The 21,619-nt window shown below is 70.7% G+C and carries 19 protein-coding genes; 12 read left to right on the forward strand and 7 right to left on the reverse strand.

All coding sequences use genetic code 11. The features are described 5' to 3' along the window. The first annotated feature begins 26 nt into the window (after positions 1 to 26). The 4 genes from secD (at position 27) to LNW73_RS27590 (ending at position 6,071) form a co-directional block, all read left to right on the forward strand. Positions 27 to 1,799, forward strand: coding sequence for a protein translocase subunit SecD (gene secD, locus LNW73_RS27575; protein ID WP_250991735.1), 1,773 nt, complete (start codon positions 27 to 29; stop codon positions 1,797 to 1,799). Further along, positions 1,799 to 2,959: a protein translocase subunit SecF gene (gene secF, locus LNW73_RS27580; protein WP_250974999.1), complete on the forward strand. Its 1,161-nt coding sequence runs from the start codon at positions 1,799 to 1,801 to the stop codon at positions 2,957 to 2,959. The genes secD and secF overlap by 1 nt, the downstream gene beginning before the upstream one ends. Continuing rightward, positions 2,956 to 3,516 (forward strand): adenine phosphoribosyltransferase, encoded by a 561-nt coding sequence (locus tag LNW73_RS27585; RefSeq protein ID WP_250991736.1) that lies wholly within the window; start codon positions 2,956 to 2,958, stop codon positions 3,514 to 3,516. Before secF ends, LNW73_RS27585 begins: the two co-directional genes overlap by 4 nt. A 125-nt stretch (positions 3,517 to 3,641) precedes the next feature. Then, positions 3,642 to 6,071, forward strand: a complete 2,430-nt coding sequence (locus LNW73_RS27590) for a RelA/SpoT family protein (RefSeq protein ID WP_138352632.1) — start codon at positions 3,642 to 3,644, stop codon at positions 6,069 to 6,071. Positions 6,072 to 6,349: 278 nt separating this feature from the next. Here the strand turns inward: LNW73_RS27590 and LNW73_RS27595 are convergent, their stop codons facing one another. Both LNW73_RS27595 and LNW73_RS27600 read right to left on the reverse strand, forming a co-directional pair. Beyond that, a complete protein-coding gene (locus LNW73_RS27595; protein ID WP_250974997.1) occupies positions 6,350 to 7,579 on the reverse strand; it encodes a DUF349 domain-containing protein in 1,230 nt (409 codons plus the stop codon). A gap of 177 nt (positions 7,580 to 7,756) precedes the next feature. After that, entirely contained in the window at positions 7,757 to 8,593 is an 837-nt protein-coding gene (locus LNW73_RS27600) for a peptidylprolyl isomerase (protein ID WP_250991737.1), read from the reverse strand. Between the two features lie 219 nt (positions 8,594 to 8,812). On the opposite strand from LNW73_RS27600, the gene LNW73_RS27605 reads away from it, so the two are divergent. From LNW73_RS27605 to LNW73_RS27615, 3 genes are all read left to right on the forward strand, one after another. After that, positions 8,813 to 9,523: an MBL fold metallo-hydrolase gene (locus tag LNW73_RS27605; RefSeq protein ID WP_250974995.1), complete on the forward strand. Its 711-nt coding sequence runs from the start codon at positions 8,813 to 8,815 to the stop codon at positions 9,521 to 9,523. Positions 9,524 to 9,534: 11 nt separating this feature from the next. After that, positions 9,535 to 10,797, forward strand: a complete 1,263-nt coding sequence (gene hisS, locus LNW73_RS27610; protein WP_250991738.1) for a histidine--tRNA ligase — start codon at positions 9,535 to 9,537, stop codon at positions 10,795 to 10,797. A gap of 139 nt (positions 10,798 to 10,936) precedes the next feature. Beyond that, the gene (locus LNW73_RS27615; protein WP_250974993.1) at positions 10,937 to 11,575 is read left to right on the forward strand and encodes a vitamin K epoxide reductase family protein; all 639 of its coding nucleotides are present in this window, start codon (positions 10,937 to 10,939) and stop codon (positions 11,573 to 11,575) included. Between the two features lie 59 nt (positions 11,576 to 11,634). Here the strand turns inward: LNW73_RS27615 and LNW73_RS27620 are convergent, their stop codons facing one another. Genes LNW73_RS27620 through LNW73_RS27630 form a run of 3 tightly spaced genes read right to left on the reverse strand, consistent with a single transcriptional unit; the run spans position 11,635 to position 15,174 of the window. Then, positions 11,635 to 12,426: a 3-oxoacyl-ACP reductase gene (locus tag LNW73_RS27620; RefSeq protein ID WP_250974992.1), complete on the reverse strand. Its 792-nt coding sequence runs from the start codon at positions 12,424 to 12,426 to the stop codon at positions 11,635 to 11,637. A 6-nt stretch (positions 12,427 to 12,432) separates the two neighbouring features. Then, on the reverse strand, positions 12,433 to 13,800 hold the full coding sequence (locus tag LNW73_RS27625) for an aldehyde dehydrogenase family protein (protein ID WP_250991739.1): 1,368 nt from the start codon (positions 13,798 to 13,800) through the stop codon (positions 12,433 to 12,435). 12 nt (positions 13,801 to 13,812) lie between these two features. Then, entirely contained in the window at positions 13,813 to 15,174 is a 1,362-nt protein-coding gene (locus LNW73_RS27630; protein ID WP_250974990.1) for a glutamine synthetase family protein, read from the reverse strand. Between the two features lie 74 nt (positions 15,175 to 15,248). Between LNW73_RS27630 and LNW73_RS27635 the strand changes: the two genes are divergently transcribed. From LNW73_RS27635 to LNW73_RS27650, 4 genes are all read left to right on the forward strand, one after another. After that, positions 15,249 to 16,004 (forward strand): FadR/GntR family transcriptional regulator, encoded by a 756-nt coding sequence (locus LNW73_RS27635; RefSeq protein ID WP_250991740.1) that lies wholly within the window; start codon positions 15,249 to 15,251, stop codon positions 16,002 to 16,004. A gap of 117 nt (positions 16,005 to 16,121) precedes the next feature. Beyond that, positions 16,122 to 17,633 carry an ethanolamine permease gene (gene eat, locus LNW73_RS27640; protein WP_250991741.1) on the forward strand — a complete coding sequence of 504 codons (1,512 nt, stop codon included), beginning with the start codon at positions 16,122 to 16,124 and terminating at the stop codon, positions 17,631 to 17,633. 87 nt (positions 17,634 to 17,720) lie between these two features. Continuing rightward, positions 17,721 to 18,440, forward strand: a complete 720-nt coding sequence (locus LNW73_RS27645) for a gamma-glutamyl-gamma-aminobutyrate hydrolase family protein (protein WP_250991742.1) — start codon at positions 17,721 to 17,723, stop codon at positions 18,438 to 18,440. A 10-nt stretch (positions 18,441 to 18,450) separates the two neighbouring features. After that, the gene (locus LNW73_RS27650) at positions 18,451 to 19,800 is read left to right on the forward strand and encodes a replication-associated recombination protein A (protein ID WP_250974986.1); all 1,350 of its coding nucleotides are present in this window, start codon (positions 18,451 to 18,453) and stop codon (positions 19,798 to 19,800) included. Between the two features lie 41 nt (positions 19,801 to 19,841). Here the strand turns inward: LNW73_RS27650 and LNW73_RS27655 are convergent, their stop codons facing one another. Beyond that, on the reverse strand, positions 19,842 to 20,141 hold the full coding sequence (locus tag LNW73_RS27655) for a YciI family protein (RefSeq protein WP_250991743.1): 300 nt from the start codon (positions 20,139 to 20,141) through the stop codon (positions 19,842 to 19,844). Positions 20,142 to 20,151: 10 nt separating this feature from the next. Then, positions 20,152 to 20,880: a DUF2470 domain-containing protein gene (locus LNW73_RS27660; RefSeq protein WP_250980076.1), complete on the reverse strand. Its 729-nt coding sequence runs from the start codon at positions 20,878 to 20,880 to the stop codon at positions 20,152 to 20,154. A gap of 124 nt (positions 20,881 to 21,004) precedes the next feature. On the opposite strand from LNW73_RS27660, the gene rpsD reads away from it, so the two are divergent. After that, positions 21,005 to 21,616 carry a 30S ribosomal protein S4 gene (gene rpsD, locus LNW73_RS27665; RefSeq protein WP_250974985.1) on the forward strand — a complete coding sequence of 204 codons (612 nt, stop codon included), beginning with the start codon at positions 21,005 to 21,007 and terminating at the stop codon, positions 21,614 to 21,616. Positions 21,617 to 21,619: the final 3 nt, after the last annotated feature.

Genomic DNA, 21,619 nt, shown 5'->3' on the forward strand with positions numbered 1-21,619 from the left:
CTGGTTGGACAGGGAGAAACAAGAAGGTGGCAGCACCCAAGAAGGGCCGCAGGTCCTCGGGTAGTCAGGGGTACCCAGGGCGCGCCCTGGCCGTGATCCTGATCGCGCTCGTGGCGTTGACGGGGACGATGTTCCTCTCGCACAACACCAAGCCGCGACTGGGCATCGACCTCGCCGGCGGTGTCAGCATCACGCTGACCGCCAAGAGCGATCAGGCCAACGCGATCAACAAGACCAACATGAACACCGCTGTGAGCATCATCAACCAGCGTGTGAACGGTCTTGGCGTCTCCGAGGCGGAGGTGCAGACCCAGGGCGACAAGAACATCATTGTCAACATCCCCAAGGGCACCGACCCCCAGCAGGCGCAGGACCAGGTCGGCCAGACCGCCCAGCTGTTCTTCCGGCAGGTGCTCGCCGAGCAGGCGAACCCCCCGGCGGTCAAGACGCCGCCGGTGAAGCCCACCCCGTCCGTGACCCCCACGCCGTCGGGCAAGCCCGGCACCAAGCCGACCGGTACGGCCACGCCGAAGGGCACGCCCTCGACGAAGGTCACGCCCTCGTCCAGTGCCACCACTCAGGGCCGCGCGGTCACCGACGGCCTGAAGGCCGACCCGGCCAAGGCGCCGACCCCGACGCCCACCCCGTCCGCCCCCCCGGCCGGCACGCTGGACAGCACGATTCCGGCCGATCTGCAGGCGAAGTTCACCGCGATCGACTGCAACGACCCGAAGCAGCGCTCGGCGGCGAACCAGGGTGTCAAGCCCGCTGACAAGGTCGTCGGCTGCGGTCAGCGCGGTGACGGCAAGGACAAGATCTGGTACAAGTACGCGCTCGGCCCGGCCGTCCTCGACGGCAAGGACGTCTCCAAGGCCAGTGCGAAGTTCGACACCACGTCCGGCAACGGCTGGGTCGTCGACCTCAGCTTCACCGGTGGTGGCGCCAAGAAGTTCACCAAGGTCACCACCCAGCTCGCCGCCCAGCAGCCCCCGCTGAACCAGTTCGCGATCGACCTCGACGGCAACGTCGTCTCCGCGCCCTCGGTTTCGCAGGCCCTGCCCGGCGGCAGCGCGACGATCTTCGGCAGCTTCACGCAGACGTCCGCACAGAACCTGTCGAACGTCCTGTCCTACGGTTCGCTCCCGCTGACCTTCAAGATCCAGGACGTGACCACGGTCTCCGCCGCGCTCGGCGGGGAGCAGCTGCGAGGCGGCCTCATCGCGGGCGCCGTCGGCCTCGCGCTGGTCGTGCTCTACATGCTGGCGTACTACCGGGGCCTCGGCCTCGTCGCGATCGTCAGCCTCCTGGTGTCGGCGGCGCTCACCTACACGCTGATGTCCCTGCTCGGCCCGGCCATCGGCTTCGCGCTGAACCTGCCGGCCGTCTGTGGAGCCATCGTCGCGATCGGTATCACCGCGGACTCGTTCATCGTCTTCTTCGAACGGATCCGTGACGAGTTGCGCGAGGGCCGCTCGCTGCAGCCCGCGGTGGCCCGCGGCTGGCCGCGCGCCCGGCGCACCATCCTGGTGTCGGACTTCGTGTCCTTCCTCGCCGCCGCCGTGCTGTTCGCGGTGACGGTCGGCAAGGTCCAGGGCTTCGCGTTCACCCTGGGTCTGACCACGTTGCTCGACGTCGTGGTGGTGTTCCTCTTCACCAAGCCGCTGATGACGATCCTGGCCCGCAACAAGTTCTTCGCCGAGGGCCACAAGTGGTCCGGCCTCGACCCGAAGGGCCTGGGTGTCCAGGCTCCCATCCGCCGCGTCCGCCGCAGGACGAGCACCGAGACGAAGGAGGCCTGATGTCCAAGCTCGGTAATCTCGGACAGCTCGGACACCGGCTGCACCGTGGCGAGATCGCCTACGACTTCGTCGGCAAGCGCAGGCTCTGGTACGGCGTCTCGATCCTGATCACGATCGTGGCCATCGCCGGTCTGGCGATCAACGGTCTCAAGCTCGGCATCGAGTTCTCCGGCGGTGCGGTCCTGACCACCCCGAAGACGTCGTACTCGGTCACCGATGTGCAGAACAAGATCGCCGGCCACACCGGCGATCATGACGCCACCGTGCAGAAGCTCGGCAACGGCGGCGTCCGGATCCAGGTCAGCGACATCTCCACGGAGGAGTCGAAGAACATCCAGAAGCGGGTCGCCACCGACCTCGGACTGGATTCGAACAAGATCGACGCACAGATCGTCGGCCCCAGCTGGGGTGAGGAGATCTCGAAGAAGGCCTTCACCGGCCTGATCATCTTCATGATCCTGGTGGTGATCTACCTCGCCATCGCCTTCGAGTGGCGGATGGCCATCGCCGCCCTCGTCGCCCTGATCCACGACCTCACGATCACCGTCGGCGTCTACGCCATCGTCGGTTTCGAGGTCACCCCGGGCACCGTGATCGGTCTGCTGACGATCCTCGGTTACTCCCTCTACGACACCGTCGTCGTCTTCGACGGTCTCAAGGAGACGACCCGGAGCATCACCAAGCAGACCCGCTTCACCTACAGCGAGCTGGCCAACCGCAGCCTGAACCAGACCCTGGTGCGTTCCATCAACACCACGGTCGTCGCGCTGCTCCCCGTCGGCGCCCTGCTGTTCATCGGTGGCGGCATCCTCGGGGCCGGTGTCCTCAACGACATCGCGCTCGCGCTGTTCGTCGGCCTCACCGCCGGTGCGTACTCCTCGATCTTCATCGCGACCCCGCTGGTCGCGGACTTCAAGGAGCGCGACCCGGAGATCAAGGCCCTCAAGAAGCGCGTGCTGGCCAAGCGCAAGGCCGACGCGGCCAAGGGCGTGGACCCGGCCGAGGAGGAGCAGCGGGCCCGCGAGGACGCCGTCGCCGCTGACGAGGACGACGAGCCGGAGGACGGCGACCGCGCCGCCGCCGGTGGTGTGGTCGGCCAGCGTCCCCAGGCCGCCGCCCGCAACCGCGGCAAGAACCGTCCTTCCGGGAAGCGGCGGTGACGGCGACCGCGGCCGGCGCCGAAGCGCTGCGCGAGCAGCTGCTCGGCCGGATCCGGGACGTGCCGGACTACCCGCAGCCGGGTGTGATGTTCAAGGACATCACCCCGCTGCTGGCCGACCCCGACGCGTTCAACGCCCTGGTGGACGCCCTGGCCGTGCTCTGCGCGCGCCACGGCGCCACCAAGGTCGCCGGACTGGAGGCGCGCGGGTTCATCCTCGCCGCCCCCGCGGCGGCCCGGGCCCACCTCGGCTTCGTGCCCGTGCGCAAGGCGGGCAAGCTGCCCGGCGCCACGCTGTCGCAGCGCTACGAGCTGGAGTACGGCAGCGCCGAGATAGAGGTGCAGCAGGACGCCCTCGCCCCCGGCGACCGGGTCCTGGTCATCGATGACGTGCTGGCCACCGGCGGCACCGCCGAGGCCTCGCTGGAGCTCATCCGGCGGACCGGCGCGGAGGTGGCCGGCGTCGCGGTCCTGCTGGAGCTCGCCTTCCTCAAGGGCCGCGAACGGCTCTCCACCGCCCTCGCGGGCGCCCCGCTGGACGCACTGATCATCGTCTGACACCCAGGCACAGCGCCCTGCGGCAGCACAGCACCGCCCGGAGGCGGGCGCCCGGAAACCACCGGGCGCCCGCCTCCTGCCACAGATCGATACCATGGGTGCTCCCACCCGCGTGAGGAGTGCTCTTGCCAGACGAGGCCCAGCCGCTCGACGCCGAAGGCGGGGACGAAACCCCCGCCGGGAGCAACGGAGCCGCCCCCGAGCCGCCGACGCCTGCCGTCCGGCCCGTACGGACCCCCGCCAGCGCGACGCCGTCGCGCGCCGCAGGCTCCTCCAACCGCGTCCGCGCCCGCCTCGCCCGGCTCGGTGTGCAGCGGTCCAGCCCGTACAACCCGGTGCTGGAGCCGATGCTGCGGATCGTCCGGGGCAACGACCCGAAGGGCGACACCGCGCAGCTGCGCCAGATCGAGCGCGCCTACCAGGTCGCCGAGCGCTGGCACCGCGGTGTGAAGCGCAAGAGCGGCGACCCGTACATCACCCACCCGCTCGCGGTCACCACGATCCTCGCCGAGCTCGGCATGGACCCGGCCACACTGATGGCGGGACTGCTGCACGACACCGTCGAGGACACCGACTACAGCCTGGACGCGCTGCGCCGGGACTTCGGCGACCAGGTCGCGCTCCTCGTGGACGGCGTCACCAAGCTCGACAAGGTGAAGTTCGGCGAGGCCGCGCAGGCCGAGACCGTACGCAAGATGGTCGTGGCCATGGCCAAGGACCCGCGCGTCCTGGTCATCAAGCTCGCCGACCGCCTGCACAACATGCGCACCATGCGGTATCTCAAGCGGGAGAAGCAGGAGAAGAAGGCCCGCGAGACGCTGGAGATCTACGCCCCGCTGGCGCACCGGCTGGGCATGAACACCATCAAGTGGGAGCTGGAGGACCTCGCCTTCGCGATCCTCTACCCCAAGATGTACGACGAAATCGTGCGGCTGGTCGCCGAGCGCGCCCCCAAGCGCGACGAGTACCTCGCCGTCGTCACCGACCAGGTCCAGCAGGACCTGCGCGCGGCCCGGATCAAGGCGACCGTCACCGGCCGCCCGAAGCACTACTACAGCGTCTACCAGAAGATGATCGTGCGAGGCCGCGACTTCGCCGAGATCTACGACCTGGTGGGGATCCGCGTCCTCGTCGACACCGTCCGCGACAGCTACGCGGCGCTCGGGACCATCCACGCGCGGTGGAACCCGGTGCCCGGGCGGTTCAAGGACTACATCGCGATGCCCAAGTTCAACATGTACCAGTCGCTGCACACGACGGTCATCGGGCCCAGCGGAAAGCCCGTCGAGCTGCAGATCCGCACCTTCGACATGCACCGCCGCGCCGAGTACGGCATCGCCGCGCACTGGAAGTACAAGCAGGACCCCGTCTCCGGCGCCTCCAAGGTGCGCACCGACACCCCGCGCAAGAGCGACGGCGACACCGTCAACGACATGGCCTGGCTGCGGCAACTGCTGGACTGGCAGAAGGAGACCGAGGACCCGAGCGAGTTCCTGGAGTCGCTGCGCTTCGACCTCTCGCAGAACGAGGTCTTCGTCTTCACCCCCAAGGGCGATGTCATAGCGCTGCCGGCCGGCGCCACCCCGGTGGACTTCGCCTACGCGGTGCACACCGACGTCGGGCACCGGACCATAGGGGCCCGGGTCAACGGCCGCCTGGTGCCGCTGGAGTCGACGCTCGACAACGGCGACCTGGTGGAGGTCTTCACCTCCAAGGCCGCGAGCGCCGCCCCGTCGCGCGACTGGCTGGGCTTCGTGAAGTCCCCGCGCGCCCGGAACAAGATCCGCGCCTGGTTCTCCAAGGAGCGCCGCGAGGAGGCCGTCGAGCAGGGCAAGGACGCCATCGCGCGGGCGATGCGCAAGCAGAACCTGCCGATCCAGCGGGTCCTGACCGGCGACTCGCTCGTCACCCTCGCCCACGAGATGCGCTACCCGGACATCTCCGCGCTCTACGCGGCGATCGGCGAGGGGCACATCACGGCTCAGTCCGTCGTCCAGAAGCTGGTCGACGCGCTCGGTGGCGAGGAAGGAGCGACCGAGGAGATCGAGGAGGTCACCACCCCCTCGCGCAACCGCTCCAAGCGGCGGGCCAACGCCGACCCCGGCGTGGTCGTCAAGGGCGTCGACGACGTGTGGGTCAAGCTGTCCCGCTGCTGCACCCCGGTGCCCGGCGACCCGATCATCGGCTTCGTCACCCGGGGCAGCGGCGTCTCGGTGCACCGCACGGACTGCGTCAACATCGAGTCGCTGTCCCAGGAGCCCGAGCGGATCCTGGAGGTCGAGTGGGCGCCCACCCAGTCGTCCGTCTTCCTGGTCGCCATCCAGGTCGAGGCGCTGGACCGGTCACGGCTGCTGTCGGACGTGACGCGGGTGCTGTCCGACCAGCACGTCAACATCCTGTCCGCCGCCGTGCAGACCTCCCGTGACCGGGTCGCGACCTCGCGTTTCACCTTCGAGATGGGCGACCCCAAGCACCTGGGGCACGTCCTGAAGGCCGTACGCGGCGTCGAGGGCGTCTACGACGTGTACCGCGTCACCTCGGGCCGCCAGCGCTAGGGCCTGTCTTCAAACTGCCGCCTGCCCGGCGACGCCTGGCACGCACGCTCTCCCCCAGCTACCGCTGGGAGGTGCCCCCAGTTGTCGGGGTCACCCCGGTACGTCCAGTACCGGGGCGACCCTCCGCCTTGCGATCGCACGCACCAGACGCCGCCGGGCCCGCCCTTCGGGCGGACGCCGTCACTTTGAAGACAGGCCCTGCCCGCACGCGAGCGGCCCCGGTACGGAAGATCCGTACCGGGGCCGCTTCGTCGTGCGGTGCGGGGCTCAGGGCCTGCTCAGCCGCCGAACTCCTCCAGGCCCTTCAGCGCCTGGTCGAGCAGGGCCTGCCGGCCCTCCAGCTCACGGGTGAGCTTGTCGGCCTTCGACGCGTTGCCCGCGGCCCGTGCCGCCTCGGCCTGGGTGCGCAGCTTGTCGACGGCCGCCTGGAGCTGGCCCGTCAGACCCGCGGCGCGGGCCCGCGCCTCCGGGTTCGTCCGGCGCCACTCGTTCTCCTCCGAGTCCTGGATCGCGCGCTCGACCGCGTGCATCCGGGCCTCGATACGGGGCCGGGCGTCGCGCGGCACATGGCCGACGGCCTCCCAGCGCTCGTTGATCCCGCGGAACGCCGCACGGGCCGCCTTGAGGTCCGTCACCGGAAGGATCTTCTCGGCCTCGATGGCGAGCTCCTCCTTGAGCGCGAGGTTCTCCCGCTCCTGGGAGTCGCGCTCGTTGAAGACCTCGGTGCGGGCCTGGAAGAACTGGTCCTGGGCGCCGCGGAAACGGTTCCACAGGTCGTCCTCGGACTCGCGCTGCGCGCGGCCCGCGGCCTTCCACTCCGTCATCAGCTCGCGGTAGCGGGCGGCGGTCGGACCCCAGTCGGTGGAGTTCGACAGCGCCAGCGCCTCCGTGACCAGCTTCTCCTTGGCGCGACGGGCCTCCTCGCGCTGCGAGTCCAGCGACGCGAAGTGCGCCTTGCGCCGCTTGGAGAAGACCGAACGGGCGTGGCTGAACCGGTGCCACAGCTCATCGTCGGCCTTGCGGTCCAGCCGCGGCAGCGCCTTCCAGGTGTCGACCAGGGCGCGCAGCCGCTCGCCCGCGGTCCGCCACTGCTCGCTCTCGGCCAGCCCCTCGGCCTCCGCGACCAGCTCCTCCTTGGCCACCTTGGCCTCGTCGGTCGCCTTCGCCTTCGCGACCTTCCGCTCCTCGCGCCGCGATTCCACCAGCCCGACCAGAGCGTCCAGCCGCGTGGCGAGCGCCGCCAGGTCGCCCACCGCGTGCGCCTCGGTGACCGACGCCCGAAGGTGCTCGATCGCGGTCAGCGCGTCCTTGGGCGCGAGGTCGGTGGTCTTCACCCGCCGCTCAAGGAGGCCGATCTCGACGACAAGCCCCTCGTACTTGCGCTCGAAGTAGGCCAGCGCCTCATCCGGAGACCCCGCCTGCCACGAACCGACCTCCCGCTCCCCGTCGGCCGTACGCACGTACACGGTCCCCGTCTCATCGACGCGGCCCCATGGGTCGCTGCTCACAGCGCCTCCTCCACGTGATGCCCGGCCGGTTTCCGGCTCGCCGGCATCGTTTTTTCACAGTTTCCTCCGGCCGGGCTGCGCCCTGACCGGTCCAACGCCAACATAGGCGACCGGCGCCCCGGCTGTCCGCATCCAGCACACGCGAAATTTACCGCCGGGGCCCGGCTCATCAGGGGTTCACGACTGCTTGACGACCGCCTTGTTGATCACCACGGTCGCGTTCGGGGCGGTGTTCTGCTGAGCGTCGGGGGCCGCCGCGCCCGCCGCCGCGATCTTCTGCAGCACCTTCATGCCATCGGCGCCGATGGTGCCGAAGGGGGTGTAGGACGGCGCCAGCGGGCTGTCCTTGTAGACCAGGAAGAACTGGCTGCCGCCGGTGTGCGGCTTCCCGGTGTTCGCCATCGCGATGGTGCCCGCCGGGTAGGTGACGGTGCCGTTGGCGCCCGCCTTGCCCAGCGCGGTCAGGTTCTCGTCCGGAATCGTGTAGCCGGGGCCGCCCTGGCCGGTGCCGGTCGGGTCGCCGCACTGCAGGACGTAGATGCCCTCGGCGGTGAGCCGGTGGCACTTGGAGTGGTCGAAGAAGCCCTTGTCGGCGAGGAACTTGAAGGAGTTCACCGTGGCCGACGCCTTCGCGGCGTCCAGTGCCACCGCGATGTCACCGCAGGTGGTCTGGAGCGTGAAGGTGTACTTGGCGCTCTTGTCGACCGACATCGCCGGCTCGGTCTTCCACTGCTGCTTCCCCGGGGTACCCGCGCCCGGCTTCGCGCACGGGTCCGGCGCCTTGGAGGGCGTCGTGGCCGACGGGCCGGCGGCCGCGTCCGTCTTCGGCTTGTCCTTGCCGTCCAGGCCGCCCGCCGCGTACGCGGTGGCGCCGGCGGCGACCACGACGGCCACCACGGCGGCGATCACGCTGTTGCGCCGGCGGGCCTTGGACTGCTCCACGGTCCTGCGCTGCTGCTGCCGCTCGAACTTCTCTCGGGCGAGCTGTCGCCGCCGCTGTTCCTTGGTGACCACTTCGCCGTCTCCCGGTCTTCTGCTTCAGTCTTCTCGAAAACGTCATCTCGAACGTGAATCCGCGTGCGGCAGATCTTCGCGCCCCACCCGGCCCGCAGTCCAGTACCCGCGCGGTACGCACCGGCGCACCTGCGGGGACGATACGGGTTCGCCGCGGCCGCTCCCGCGCCGGTAGGCTCGTGAGCTGCCGACACCTCCGCGGACGACAGAAGGACGAACGTGCTCATTGCCGGGTTCCCCGCCGGGGCCTGGGGGACCAATTGTTATGTGGTCGCCCCCGCCGCCGGTGAGGAGTGCGTGATCATCGACCCGGGTCATGAAGCGACCCAGGGCGTCGAGGACACGCTCGCCAAGCATCGCCTCAAGCCCGTCGCCGTCATCCTCACCCATGGCCACATCGACCATGTGGCGTCCGTCGTGCCGGTCTGCGGGGCCCATGACGTCCCGGCCTGGATCCACCCCCGGGACCGCTACATGATGAGCGACCCGGAGAAGGCCCTGGGGCGCTCCATCGGGCAGCAGCTGCTGGGCGAGCTGACGATCGGGGAACCCGACGACGTCCGGGAGCTGACCGACGGCGCCGCCCTCGGGCTGGCCGGCCTGGAGTTCACCGTCTCGCACGCGCCGGGCCATACGAAGGGGTCGGTGACCTTCAGGCTTCCCGAGTCCTCCGACGTGCCGTCGGTGTTCTTCTCGGGCGACCTGCTGTTCGCCGGCTCCGTCGGACGCTCCGACCTGCCCGGTGGCTCCGCGGACGAGCTGATGGAGTCGCTGGCCCGGGTGTGCCTGCCGCTCGACGACTCGACCGTGGTGCTGTCCGGCCACGGCCCCCAGACGACCATCGGCCGCGAGCGCGCCGCCAACCCCTACCTGGGGGAAGCGGCCCGCGGCTTCGGAGCCGGTTCACCGGCTCCGCGACGAGGATTGTGACAAGGCTTCCTGTGAGTACCTTCCAGGCCCCCAAGGGCACGTACGACCTGATCCCGCCGGATTCCGCGACGTTCCTCGCGGTGCGCGAGGCGATCTCCGCACCGCTCAAGCGGGCCGGCTACGGCTATGTCGAGACCCCCGGGTTCGAGACCGTCGAACTCTTCTCCCGCGGCGTCGGTGAATCCACCGACATCGTCAGCAAGGAGATGTACACCCTCACCACCAAGGGCGGCACCACGCTCGCGCTGCGCCCCGAGGGCACCGCCTCCGTGCTGCGCGCCGCCCTGCAGAACAACCTGCACAAGCTCGGCAACCTGCCGGTCAAGCTCTGGTACTCGGGCTCGTACTACCGCTACGAGCGCCCGCAGGCCGGCCGCTACCGGCACTTCTCACAGGTCGGCGCCGAGGCGATCGGCACCGAGGACCCGGTGCTGGACGCCGAACTGATCATCCTGGCCGTCGACGCGTACAGAACACTCGGCCTGCAGAACTTCCGGGTGCTGCTCAACTCGCTGGGTGACAAGGAGTGCCGTCCCGTCTACCGGGCCGCGCTCCAGGAGTTCCTGGGCGGGCTGGACCTCGACGAGGACACCGTGCGCCGGGCGGAGATCAACCCGCTGCGCGTTCTCGACGACAAGCGCGACGCGGTGCAGAAGCAGCTGACCGGCGCCCCGATGCTCCGTGACTACCTCTGCGAGGCGTGCAAGGAGTACCACGAGCAGGTGCGCGAGCTGCTGACGGCCGCGGGCGTCGCGTTCGAGGACGACCCGAAGCTGGTGCGCGGCCTGGACTACTACACCCGCACCACCTTCGAGTTCGTGCACGGCGGACTCGGCTCGCAGTCCGCCGTCGGCGGCGGCGGGCGGTACGACGGCCTGTCCGAGATGATCGGCGGCCCCGCGCTGCCGTCCGTCGGCTGGGCGCTGGGCGTGGACCGTACGGTGCTGGCGCTCAAGGCCGAGGGCGTCGAGCTCGAACTGCCCGCGACGACCGACGTGTTCGCCGTACCGCTCGGCGAGGAGGCGCGCCGCACGCTCTTCGGCACGGTCACCGAGCTGCGCCGGGCGGGTATCGCCACCGACTTCGCGTTCGGCGGCAAGGGCCTGAAGAACGCGATGAAGTCGGCGAACCGCGCCGACGCCCGCTTCGCGATCGTGGCCGGTGAGCGTGATCTGGCCGAGGGCGTGGTGCAGCTCAAGGACATGCGCAGCGGCGAGCAGACGGCGGTCGCTCTGGACGCGCTGGTCGCCACCCTCCAGGAGAAGCTGGCCTGAGCTGCTGGTCCGACCTGCTGGCCCGGCCTGACGACCCTTCCGTGTCCACCGTTCGATGGACCGCCGGACACCTGCGGGCCGGGTCACTGGTGCACAATGAAGGTCGCGCGGGATAACGACGGACCTACGGAACGGCGATATGACGACTTCGGCGCTCGACCAGACGCTCACCGACGGTGACCACGAGATCAAGGGCACCATCGGGACGGGACGTCCCTTCGCGTGGCTGTTGGTGATCTGCGGCGCGCTCGGCACGCTCGCGTCCTTCGTGATCACCTGGGACAAGTTCAAGCTCCTCGAGGACCCGAACTTCGTCCCGGGCTGCAGCCTGAACCCGATCATCTCCTGCGGCAACATCATGAAGAGCGAACAGGCCCACGCGTTCGGCTTCCCGAACCCGATGATCGGCCTGATCGCCTACCCGATCGTGATCTGCATCGGCGTCGGTGTGCTCGCGGGCGCCCGCTACCGGGGCTGGTTCTGGCTCGGCCTGCAGGCCGGCACCCTGTTCGGCGTCGGGTTCGTGACCTGGCTGCAGTACCAGTCGCTCTACAACATCAACTCCCTGTGCCTGTGGTGCTCGCTGGCCTGGGTCGTCACCATCGCGCTCTTCTGGTACACGGCCGTGCACAACATCAAGCACGGCATCATCAAGGTTCCGGCCGGGGTGCGGACCGCGGTCCTGGAGTTCCACTGGGTCGTGCCGGTGCTCTGGTACGGCATCATCGCGATGCTGATCCTGACCCGCTGGTGGTCGTACTGGAAGACGCTCATCTGAGCCCCGGGCCGCTGTAGAGGCCCGCCGCACCCGTGCTCCGGGCGCGGCGGGGCCCACGGCTACTGCGGGGTGACGTACGCCCCGCCGATGCCGCCGTCCACGAGGAACTCGCTCGCCGTCATGAAGCTGGAGTCGTCGCTGGCGAGGAACGCCACCGCGGCGGCGATCTCCGTCGGCTCGGCGAAGCGGCCCACCGGAATGTGCACGATGCGGCGGGCGGCGCGCTCCGGGTCCTTGGCGAACAGCTCCTGGAGCAGCGGGGTGTTGACCGGGCCGGGGCACAGCGCGTTGACCCGGATGCCCTCGCGGGCGAACTGCACGCCCAGCTCGCGGGTCATGGCCAGGACGCCGCCCTTGGACGCCGTGTAGGAGATCTGCGAGGTGGCCGCGCCCATCTTGGCCACGAACGACGCGGTGTTGATGATCGAGCCCTTGCCCTGCCGCTGCATGTACGGCAGCACGGCCTTGCAGCACAGGTAGACGGAGGTCAGGTTGACCTCCTGGACCCGGCGCCAGGCGTCCAGGCCGGTGGTGAGGATCGAGTCGTCGTCGGGCGGCGAGATCCCGGCGTTGTTGAAGGCGATGTCGACCGATCCGTAGGTGTCGTACGCCGTCCTGAACAGCGCCTCGACCTGCTCGGGGTCGGTGACGTCGACCTTGACGAAGATCCCGCCGACCTCCTCGGCCGCGGCCTTGCCCGACCCCTCGTCGATATCGGCGACGACCACGTTGGCGCCCTCGGAGGCGAAGCGGCGTGCGGTGGCCAGGCCGATGCCGCTGCCGGCGCCGGTGATGACCGCGGTACGGCCGACGAGGCGGCGGCAGACTTCGGTGGTGGTTGGCTCTGACATGCGCTGCTACTCCTCAGTGCTGATGAAGACGTTCTTGGTCTCGGTGAAGGCGGCGAGGGCGTCGGGGCCCAGTTCCCGGCCGAGGCCGGATTCGCCGAAGCCGCCGAACGGCGTCGCGTAGCGGACCGAACTGTGGCTGTTGACCGACAGGTTGCCCGCCGCGACGCCGCGCGACATCCGGATGGCCCGGCCGAGGTCGCGGGTCCAGATCGAGCCGGACAGCCCGTAGCGGGTGGCGTTGGCGAGCCGCAGCGCGTCCGCCTCGTCCTCGAAGGGCAGGACGACGGCGACCGGCCCGAAGATCTCCTCGGTGGCGGCGGGGGCGGCGGCGCCGACCGGGGCCAGGACCGTCGGCGGGTACCAGAAGCCGGGTCCTTCGGGGGCGCTGCCGCGGGCGGCCACCGGCAGGTCGTCGGTGACGAGCGAGCGGACCCGCTCCCGCTGGACCGCCGAGATCAGCGGGCCCATCTCGGTGGCGGGGTCCGACGGGTCGCCGACCCGGACGGCCTCGACCGCCGGGACCAGCAGCTCCAGGAACCGCTCGTAGACCTCCCGCTGGACCAGGATCCGGGTGCGGGCGCAGCAGTCCTGGCCCGCGTTGTCCAGGAAGGCCATCGGGGCCGCCGCCGCGGCCTTCTCCAGGTCCGCGTCGGCGAAGACGATGTTCGGGCTCTTGCCGCCGAGTTCGAGGGTGACCCGCTTCACCTGCCGTGCGCACTGCTCCATGATCCGCTTGCCGACGGCGGTGGAGCCGGTGAACACGATCTTCCGCACGTCCGGGTGCTCGACGAGCCGGGTCCCGGTGACCGGGCCCGCCCCGGGCAGTACCTGGAAGAGCCCCTCGGGCAGGCCCGCGGACAGCGCGAGTTCGGCCAGCCGCAGTGCGGTCAGCGGGGTGGTCTCGGCGGGTTTGAGCAGGACGGCGTTGCCCGCCGCGAGCGCCGGGGCGGTGCCCCACGCGGCGATCGGCATCGGGAAGTTCCACGGGGCGATGACGCCGACGACGCCGATCGGCTCGTGGAACGTGAGGTCGATGCCGCCGGCGACCGGGATCTGCCGGCCGCTGAGCCGTTCCACGCCGCCGGCGGCGTAGTCGAGCAGATCGCGGACGTTTCCGGCCTCCCAGCGGGCGTTGCCGAGGGTGTGGCCGGCCTCGCGGACCTCCAGCGCGGCGAGTTCCTCGGCGTGCGCGTCGACCTCGGCGGCGAACCGGCGCAGACCGCGCGCCCGGTCGGCCGGGGCCAGCGCGGCCCAGCCCTGTTGGGCCTTGGCCGCCGCGGCGACGGCGGTGTCCACGCCCTCCGGGGTGGTCGCCGCGACCGTGGCGACGACCTCCTCGGTGGCGGGGTTGAGTACCTGGTGGTGCTCGGTCACGGGGCTGCTTCCTTACATCCGCTCGAAGGAGCGGAACCGCTCCCAGTCCGTGATGGCGGTGTCGAACGCTTCCTGCTCGATCCGCGCCATGTTGCTGTAGTGGTCGACGACGTCCTGGCCGAAGGCCTCCCGCGCGATCGGGCTGGCCGCCCACAGTCCGGCGGCCTCCCGCAGGGTGCCGGGCACCTGCGGGTAGTCGGCGGTGTAGGCGTTGCCCGTGCAGGCCTCCGGCAGTTCGAGCTTGTGCTCGATGCCGTACAGACCCGCCGCGACCATGCCCGCCACGGCCAGGTACGGGTTGACGTCGCCGCCCGGGACGCGGTTCTCCAGGCGCAGCGAGGCGCCGTGCCCGACGACGCGCAGCGCGCAGGTGCGGTTGTCGACGCCCCAGGCGACCGCGGTGGGGGCGAAGGAGCCCGGCCGGAAACGCTTGTACGAGTTGATGTTGGGCGCGTACAACAGGGAGAAGTCGCGCAGGGCGGCGAGCTGCCCGGCCAGGAAGTGCCGCATGAGGGGCGACATTTCGCCGTCCTCGCCCGCCATGACAGGGCGTCCCGCCTCGTCCCGCAAGGAGAGGTGGATATGACAGGAGTTGCCCTCGCGCTCGTTGAACTTCGCCATGAAGGTGAGCGAGGCGCCCTCCTGGGCGGCGATCTCCTTGGCCCCGGTCTTGTAGACGGTGTGCTGGTCGCAGGTGACGAGCGCCTCGTCGTAGCGGAAGACGATCTCGTGCTGGCCGAGATTGCACTCGCCCTTGGCGGACTCCGGGGTCAGGCCCGCCCCGGCCATCTCGTTGCGGATCCGGCGCAGCAGCGGCTCGACGCGGGAGGTGGCGAGCACCGAGTAGTCGGCGTTGTACTGGTTGGCGGGGGTCAGACCGCGGTAGCCGCCGTCCCACGCCTGCTCGTAGGTGTCGCGGAAGACCATGAACTCCAGCTCGGTGCCCGCGTGGGCGGTCCAGCCCTGGTCCGCGAGCCGGCCCAGCTGGTGGCGCAGGATCTGCCGGGGCGCGGCGACCACCGGCTTGCCGTCGTTCCAGGCGAGGTCGGCGATGAGCAGGGCCGTGCCGTCCTGCCAGGGGACGTGGCGCAGGGTGCTGATGTCGGGGTGCATGGCGAAGTCGCCGTAGCCGCGTTCCCAGGAGGACATCGCGTAGCCGTCGACGGTGTTGAGGTCGACGTCCACCGCGAGCAGGTAGTTGCAGCCCTCGGTACCGTGGGCCAGCACCTCGTCGAGGAAGAACGGCGCGGCGAATCGTTTGCCCTGCAGCCGCCCCTGCATATCGGCGAAGCCGAGGATGACGGTGTGGATCTTCCCCGCTTCCACCAGGGCGCGCAGGGCGTCGACGGACAGGGGGGGTGTGCGATCTGCCACGAGGGAGGTCCTCTCGGATCGGACGGAAGCACTAAGGTATGGGTTGGAACCATTGATTGGGAAGGGGCCCGCGCATGAGTGAGCAGCAAATCTCCGCGGATCCGCTCGCCTCGGTGCTGCGGCCGGTCCGCGGCGGCAATGGTTTCGAGGAGGCGCTGGAGCAGGTGCTCCAGGTCGTCCGGCTCGGTCTGGTGCCGGACGGCGAGCGGCTGCCCGCCGAACGCGAACTGGCCGAACGGCTGCGGATCAGCCGCGTCACCCTGCGCGAGGTGCTGAAGGTCCTGCACGAGCAGGGGCTGGTCGAGACCCGCCGCGGCCGGCACGGCGGCACCTTCGTCCGCAACCGGCCGCCATCGCACGGCGCGGGCCGGGCGGACGCGGAGAACGAGCTGCGCCGCAGGGCGGCCGGGCTGGGCGCCGGCGGGCTGGACGACGTGCTGCGCTTCCGCGAGGTCCTGGAGGTCGGGGCGGCCGGGCTGTGCGCCCGCACCGAACTGACCGGGGAACAGGCGGACCTGCTGCGCCGCCGGCTGCGCGAGACGGGCGACGCGCCGACCGCCGACTACCGGCGCGCCGACACCCTGCTGCACCTGGCCATCGCCGAGCTCTGCGGCTCCCCTTCGCTGGTCACGCAGTACGCCGCGGTGCGCGCGCAGGTCAATGAACTCCTGGACTGCATCCCCATCCTGGTGCGCAACCTCGAACACTCGCAGGGCCAGCACACCGCGCTGGTCGAGGCCATTCTCGACGGCGAGGAGGAGGCCGCCGCAGCGGTGATGCGCGAGCACGCCGAGGGCACCGCGGCCCTGCTGCGCGGCTTCCTCGCCTGACCCGGCGGTGGCCGACGAACCGGCCGGCCCGTCCCTGCCGAGGGCTTGCGCATCTCCGCGACAGCCGTAAAGGTATGCGTTCAAACCTTTACCCCTCGTCCCGTACGGGAGTGACGCATGCCCCAGCCCGGCGATTCACCGTCCCCAACAGGCAGCACGGCAGGCAGCACGGCAGGCAGCACGGCGACGGCCACCCCGCCCGCGGCCCCACCCGGCGGCGACGACTACCTGGAGCGCCGCACCCTGCGCCGCGGCACCGCGGGCTGGCTGCTGCTCACCGGACTCGGCGTCGCCTACGTCGTCTCGGGCGACTACTCCGGCTGGAACTTCGGCCTGCGCGAGGGCGGTTTCGGCGGACTGGCCATCGCCACCGCCCTGATGGGCCTGATGTACACCTGCCTGGTGTTCTCGCTCGCCGAGATGTCCTCGGTGCTGCCCACGGCCGGCGGCGGCTACGGCTTCGCCCGCCGCGCCCTCGGCCCCTGGGGCGGCTTCCTCACCGGTACCGCCATCCTGATCGAGTACGTGCTGGCGCCCGCCGCCATCGCCACGTTCATCGGCGCCTACGTCGAGTCCCTCAACCTCTTCGGGCTCACCTCCGGCTGGCCGGTCTTCCTCGCCTGCTTCGTGATCTTCATCGGCGTGCATCTGTGGGGGGTCGGCGAGGCGCTGCGCTTCAGCTTCGTCGTCACCGCCGTCGCCGTCCTCGCGCTGGTGGTCTTCGCCGTCGGCGCCCTCGGCTCCTTCGACGCGAGCCGGCTCAACGACATCAAGGTGACCGACGCGGTCGGCGCCGGATCCTGGCTGCCCTTCGGCCTGATGGGGATCTGGGCCGCGTTCCCCTTCGGGATGTGGTTCTTCCTCGGGGTCGAAGGCGTCCCGCTGGCCGCCGAGGAGACCAAGGACCCGGTGAAGAGCCTGCCCAGGGCCATGGCGCTCTCCATCGGCATCCTGGTGGTGCTCGCCGTCATCACCCTGCTGCCGACGGTGGGTGCGGGTGGTGCCAACGCGCTCAAGGAATCCGGGAACCCCCTGGTCGAGGCGTTGCGGACCGCCAACGGCGGGAAGTCCTCCGCACTGAGCCAGATCGTCAACTACGCGGGTCTCGCCGGTCTGGTCGCCTCGTTCTTCTCGCTCATCTACGCCGGATCGCGGCAGCTGTTCGCCCTGTCCCGGGCCGGCTATCTGCCCCGCTTCCTCTCCCTGACCAGCAAGCGCAAAGCCCCGTACCTGGGACTGGTGGTCCCCGGCACCATCGGCTTCGTCCTGGCGGCGGCCAACGCCGACGACGGGTCCAAGGTCCTGAACATGGCGGTCTTCGGCGCGGCGGTCAGCTACGTCCTCATGGCGCTGTCGCACATCGTGCTGCGGCTGCGCGAGCCCGCCCTGCACCGGCCCTACCGCACCCCCGGCGGCATCGTCACCTCCGCCGTCGCCTTCGTGCTCGCCGTCGCGGCCGTGGTGGCCACCTTCCTGGTGGACATCGACGCGGCCCTCACCGCACTCGCCGTCTACGCCGTGGCCATCGGCTACTTCGCCCTCTACAGCCGCAAGCGGCTGGTCGCCTCCGCCCCCGAGGAGGAGTTCGCCGCACTGGCCGCCGCCGAGGCCGAGCTGGCACGGGACTGACGGACGCCGCGCGACGACCCGCGCGGCTCCGGACGCCCGGCAGCCGTCCGCGCCACAATCGACCCCGTCATCCAGGAGGATCAGTTCATGCCCGAGCAGCCGCTGGTCGGCGTCACGACCTATCTCGACACCGCCAGGTGGGGCGTCTGGGAGACCAGCGCCGTCCTCCTGCCGGAGGTCTACCCCCGCATGGTGCGCGCCGCGGGCGGGATCGCCGCGCTGCTGCCGCCGGACGATCCCGACGTCGCGGCCGCGGCGGTCGCCAGGATGGACGCCGTCATCGTCGCCGGCGGTCCCGACGTCGAGCCCTCGCTCTACGGGGAGCCGCGCCATCCGCGCACCGGGCCGCAGGCGCGCGAGCGCGACCGGTGGGAGCTGGCGGTGCTGCGGGCCGCGATCGACTCCGGCACACCCGTCCTCGCCGTGTGCCGCGGGATGCAGCTGCTGAACGTGCTGTGCGGCGGCACGCTCGTCCAGCACCTCCCCGAGCAGGTCGGCCACGACGGGCACGCCGTCACGCTCGGGGTCTTCGGCGACCACGTCGTGACCCCGGTGCCGGGCACCCTGCTGGCCCGGATCACCCCGGCCCCGGAGAAGGTGCCGACCTACCACCACCAGGCCGTCGGCGCGCTCGGCGCCGGCCTGACGGTGAGCGCGTACGCCGAGGACGGCACCGTGGAGGCGCTCGAGCTGCCCGGGCCCGGCTTCGCGCTGGGTGTGCAGTGGCACCCCGAGATGGGCTCCGACCGGCGGCTGGTGCGGGCCCTGCTGGCCGCGGCAGGAGGCGCTGTCACACCGGTGCCATAGGCTCGGACGAATGGAGCCCGACCTGTTCACCGCAGCCGCAGAGGACCGCCAGGAGAGAGAGCCGGGCAACAGCCCGCTCGCCGTGCGGATGCGTCCGCGCGTCCTGGACGAGGTGGTCGGCCAGCAGCATCTGCTCAAGCAGGGCGCGCCGCTGCGCCGGCTCGTCGGCGAGGGCAGCGGGGGCCCGGCGGGGCCGTCCTCGGTGATCCTCTGGGGCCCGCCCGGCACCGGCAAGACGACGCTCGCGTACGTGGTCAGCAAGGCCACCAACAAGCGCTTCGTCGAGCTCTCGGCGATCACCGCGGGCGTCAAGGAGGTCCGTGCGGTCATCGAGAGCGCCAAGCGGCAGTCCGGCGGCTACGACCGGGAGACGGTGCTCTTCCTGGACGAGATCCACCGCTTCAGCAAGGCCCAGCAGGACTCGCTGCTGCCCGCCGTCGAGAACCGCTGGGTCACCCTGATCGCGGCCACCACCGAGAACCCGTACTTCTCGATCATCTCCCCGCTGCTGTCCCGCTCGCTGCTGCTCACCCTGGAGCCGCTCACCGACGAGGACCTGAGCGGAGTCCTGCACCGGGCGCTGACCCACGAGCGCGGTCTCGGCGGCGCCGTCACCCTGCCCGCCGACTCCGAGGCCCATCTGCTGCGCATCGCGGGCGGGGACGCGCGGCGGGCCCTGACCGCCCTGGAGGCGGGCGCCGGCGCGGCCATCGCCAAGGGCGAGCAGGAGATCACCCTCAGCACGCTGGAGGAGTCCGTCGACCGGGCCGCGGTGAAGTACGACCGGGACGGCGACCAGCACTACGACGTGGCGAGCGCCCTGATCAAGTCGATCCGGGGCTCGGACGTGGACGCCACGCTGCACTATCTGGCGCGCATGATCGAAGCGGGGGAGGACCCCCGGTTCATCGCCCGCCGGCTGATGATCTCGGCGAGTGAGGACGTCGGCATGGCCGACCCCACCGCGCTGCAGACCGCGGTCGCCGCCGCGCAGGCCGTCGCGCTGATCGGCTTCCCCGAGGCGCGCATCATCCTGTCGCAGGCCGCGATCGCCCTCGCCCTCGCGCCGAAGTCCAACGCGGCGTACATGGCGATCGACGCGGCGCTCGCCGATGTGCGCAAGGGCCTGGCGGGGCCGGTGCCGCCGCATCTGCGCGACGGGCACTACAAGGGCGCGGCCAAGCTCGGCCACGCCCAGGGCTACCAGTACCCGCACGACCTGCCCGGCGCCATCGCCGCCCAGCAGTACGCCCCCGACGAGATCCACGGCCGCCGCTACTACGAGCCCACCCGCTACGGAGCGGAGGCCCGGTACGCCGACATCCTCGACCGCGTCCGGGAGCGCCTGTCGGGGGAGTGACCCCGGCGGCAGAGCCCTTGATCAAGCCCCTGATCCCGTGATCAGACCGGCGGTTCCTGGCGGTACTCCGCCATCGCCGGCACCGTCTTGGTGGCCAGGAACTCGGTGATCCGGTAGGCGCAGACCCCCGCGGTGACGAACGGGTCGCCGGAGACGATCTCCTCGATCGCCGCCCGGTCCCGCGCCACCGCGAGGATCACCCCGCCCTCGCGCGGCTCCTTGCGGCCCGAGGCCAGGAAGGCCCCGGCCGCGTACTGCAGGTCCAGCCAGCCGACGTGATCGGCGAGGACGGCGTCGACCTGCTCCACGGGGGCGGTGTACGTGATGTCGAGTACGAACATGAAGGTCAGGCTACGCCCCGTGAAGATCGTCCGCGGAGGCGCGGGCCGCGTCGAAGAGGGTGTGCATCGCGTGGTGCAACTCCTCGTGGCCGCGCACCGGTTCGGGGAAGTCGAAGCGGGCGTCGAAGCTGCCGTCGGCGTCGGAGAAGCGCACCCGCAGTCCGAAGCGGTCCAGCGCCACCGGCACCGCCGTCCGGGTGCCGGCGCACTCGGCGCCCCGTCCGCCGTAGCCGCCGACGAGCCCGCACAGCCACCCGACCTGGTCCTCGTGCGCGGCGGCCAGGTGCTGGAGCAGCTCGGACTCGTGGGCCGCCAGCGGGTCGGCGGTGGCGTCGGCGAACTCGTCGGGCTCCACCTGCTCCGCGCCCCACAGGTCGTCGACGGACGCCTCGCCGACCTCCAGCCGCAGCAGCGCGGTGCCGGGCACGACCGGTTCGTCGCGTACCGGGGTCAGCCAGCCCGCGATCCAGGCCCGCCCGCGGATCCGGTGCGGCACCGAGACGGGTGCCACATCGGTGATCTCCAACACAGCGGTCAGCTCGTCGGCCTCGGCGTGGGTGGCGGCCCGCACGGCCGGGGAATCCGCCGGGAACAGCAGGAACACATCGCCTTCGGGCCCGACGCTGCGCATCTCGGGCACCATCTGACCGGGCTGTACGGGGTCCAGCCCGGGAATGACCAGGACAGCCGACGGGTTACCCTCGACTAGAGTTCGCGCGCGTTCGGCTGCCGATGGCATCCGGAGCGCATCGTCCACGTCGGGGCGCGGCTGACCGTGCGCAGGCATGGGGTTCCCGGGTCGAATCATGCGATCTCCTCAGCTAAGGTAAGCCTTACCTAATTTACATGGAGGATCGTTCCACGTGAACCAGTCGCGTCCCAAGGTCAAGAAGTCGCGTGCGCTCGGCATCGCGCTGACCCCGAAGGCAGTCAAGTACTTCGAGGCCCGCCCCTACCCGCCCGGCGAGCACGGTCGCGGTCGCAAGCAGAACAGCGACTACAAGACCCGTCTGCTCGAGAAGCAGCGTCTGCGTGCCCAGTACGACATCAGCGAAACGCAGATGCGCCGTGCCTACGACCGCGCTCGGAAGGTCGACCTCAAGACAGGCGAAGCGCTGATCATCGAGCTGGAGCGCCGTCTGGACGCGCTCGTCCTGCGGTCCGGTCTGGCCCGCACCATCTACCAGTCCCGGCAGATGGTCGTGCACGGTCACATCGAGGTCAACGGCCGCAAGGTCGACAAGCCCTCCTTCCGCGTGCGCCCCGACGACGTCGTGATGGTCCGCGAGCGCAGCCGCGAGAAGACCCCGTTCCAGGTCGCCCGTGAGGGTGGCTGGGCCGGCGAGGGCGAGACGCCGAAGTATCTGCAGGTCAACCTGCAGGCCCTGGCCTTCCGCCTGGACCGCGACCCGAACCGTCGCGAGATCCCGGTGATCTGCGACGAGCAGCTCGTCGTCGAGTACTACGCCCGCTGATCC

The organism is Streptomyces sp. RKAG337 (assembly GCF_023701715.1).
In the GTDB taxonomy this organism is placed as follows: domain Bacteria; phylum Actinomycetota; class Actinomycetes; order Streptomycetales; family Streptomycetaceae; genus Actinacidiphila.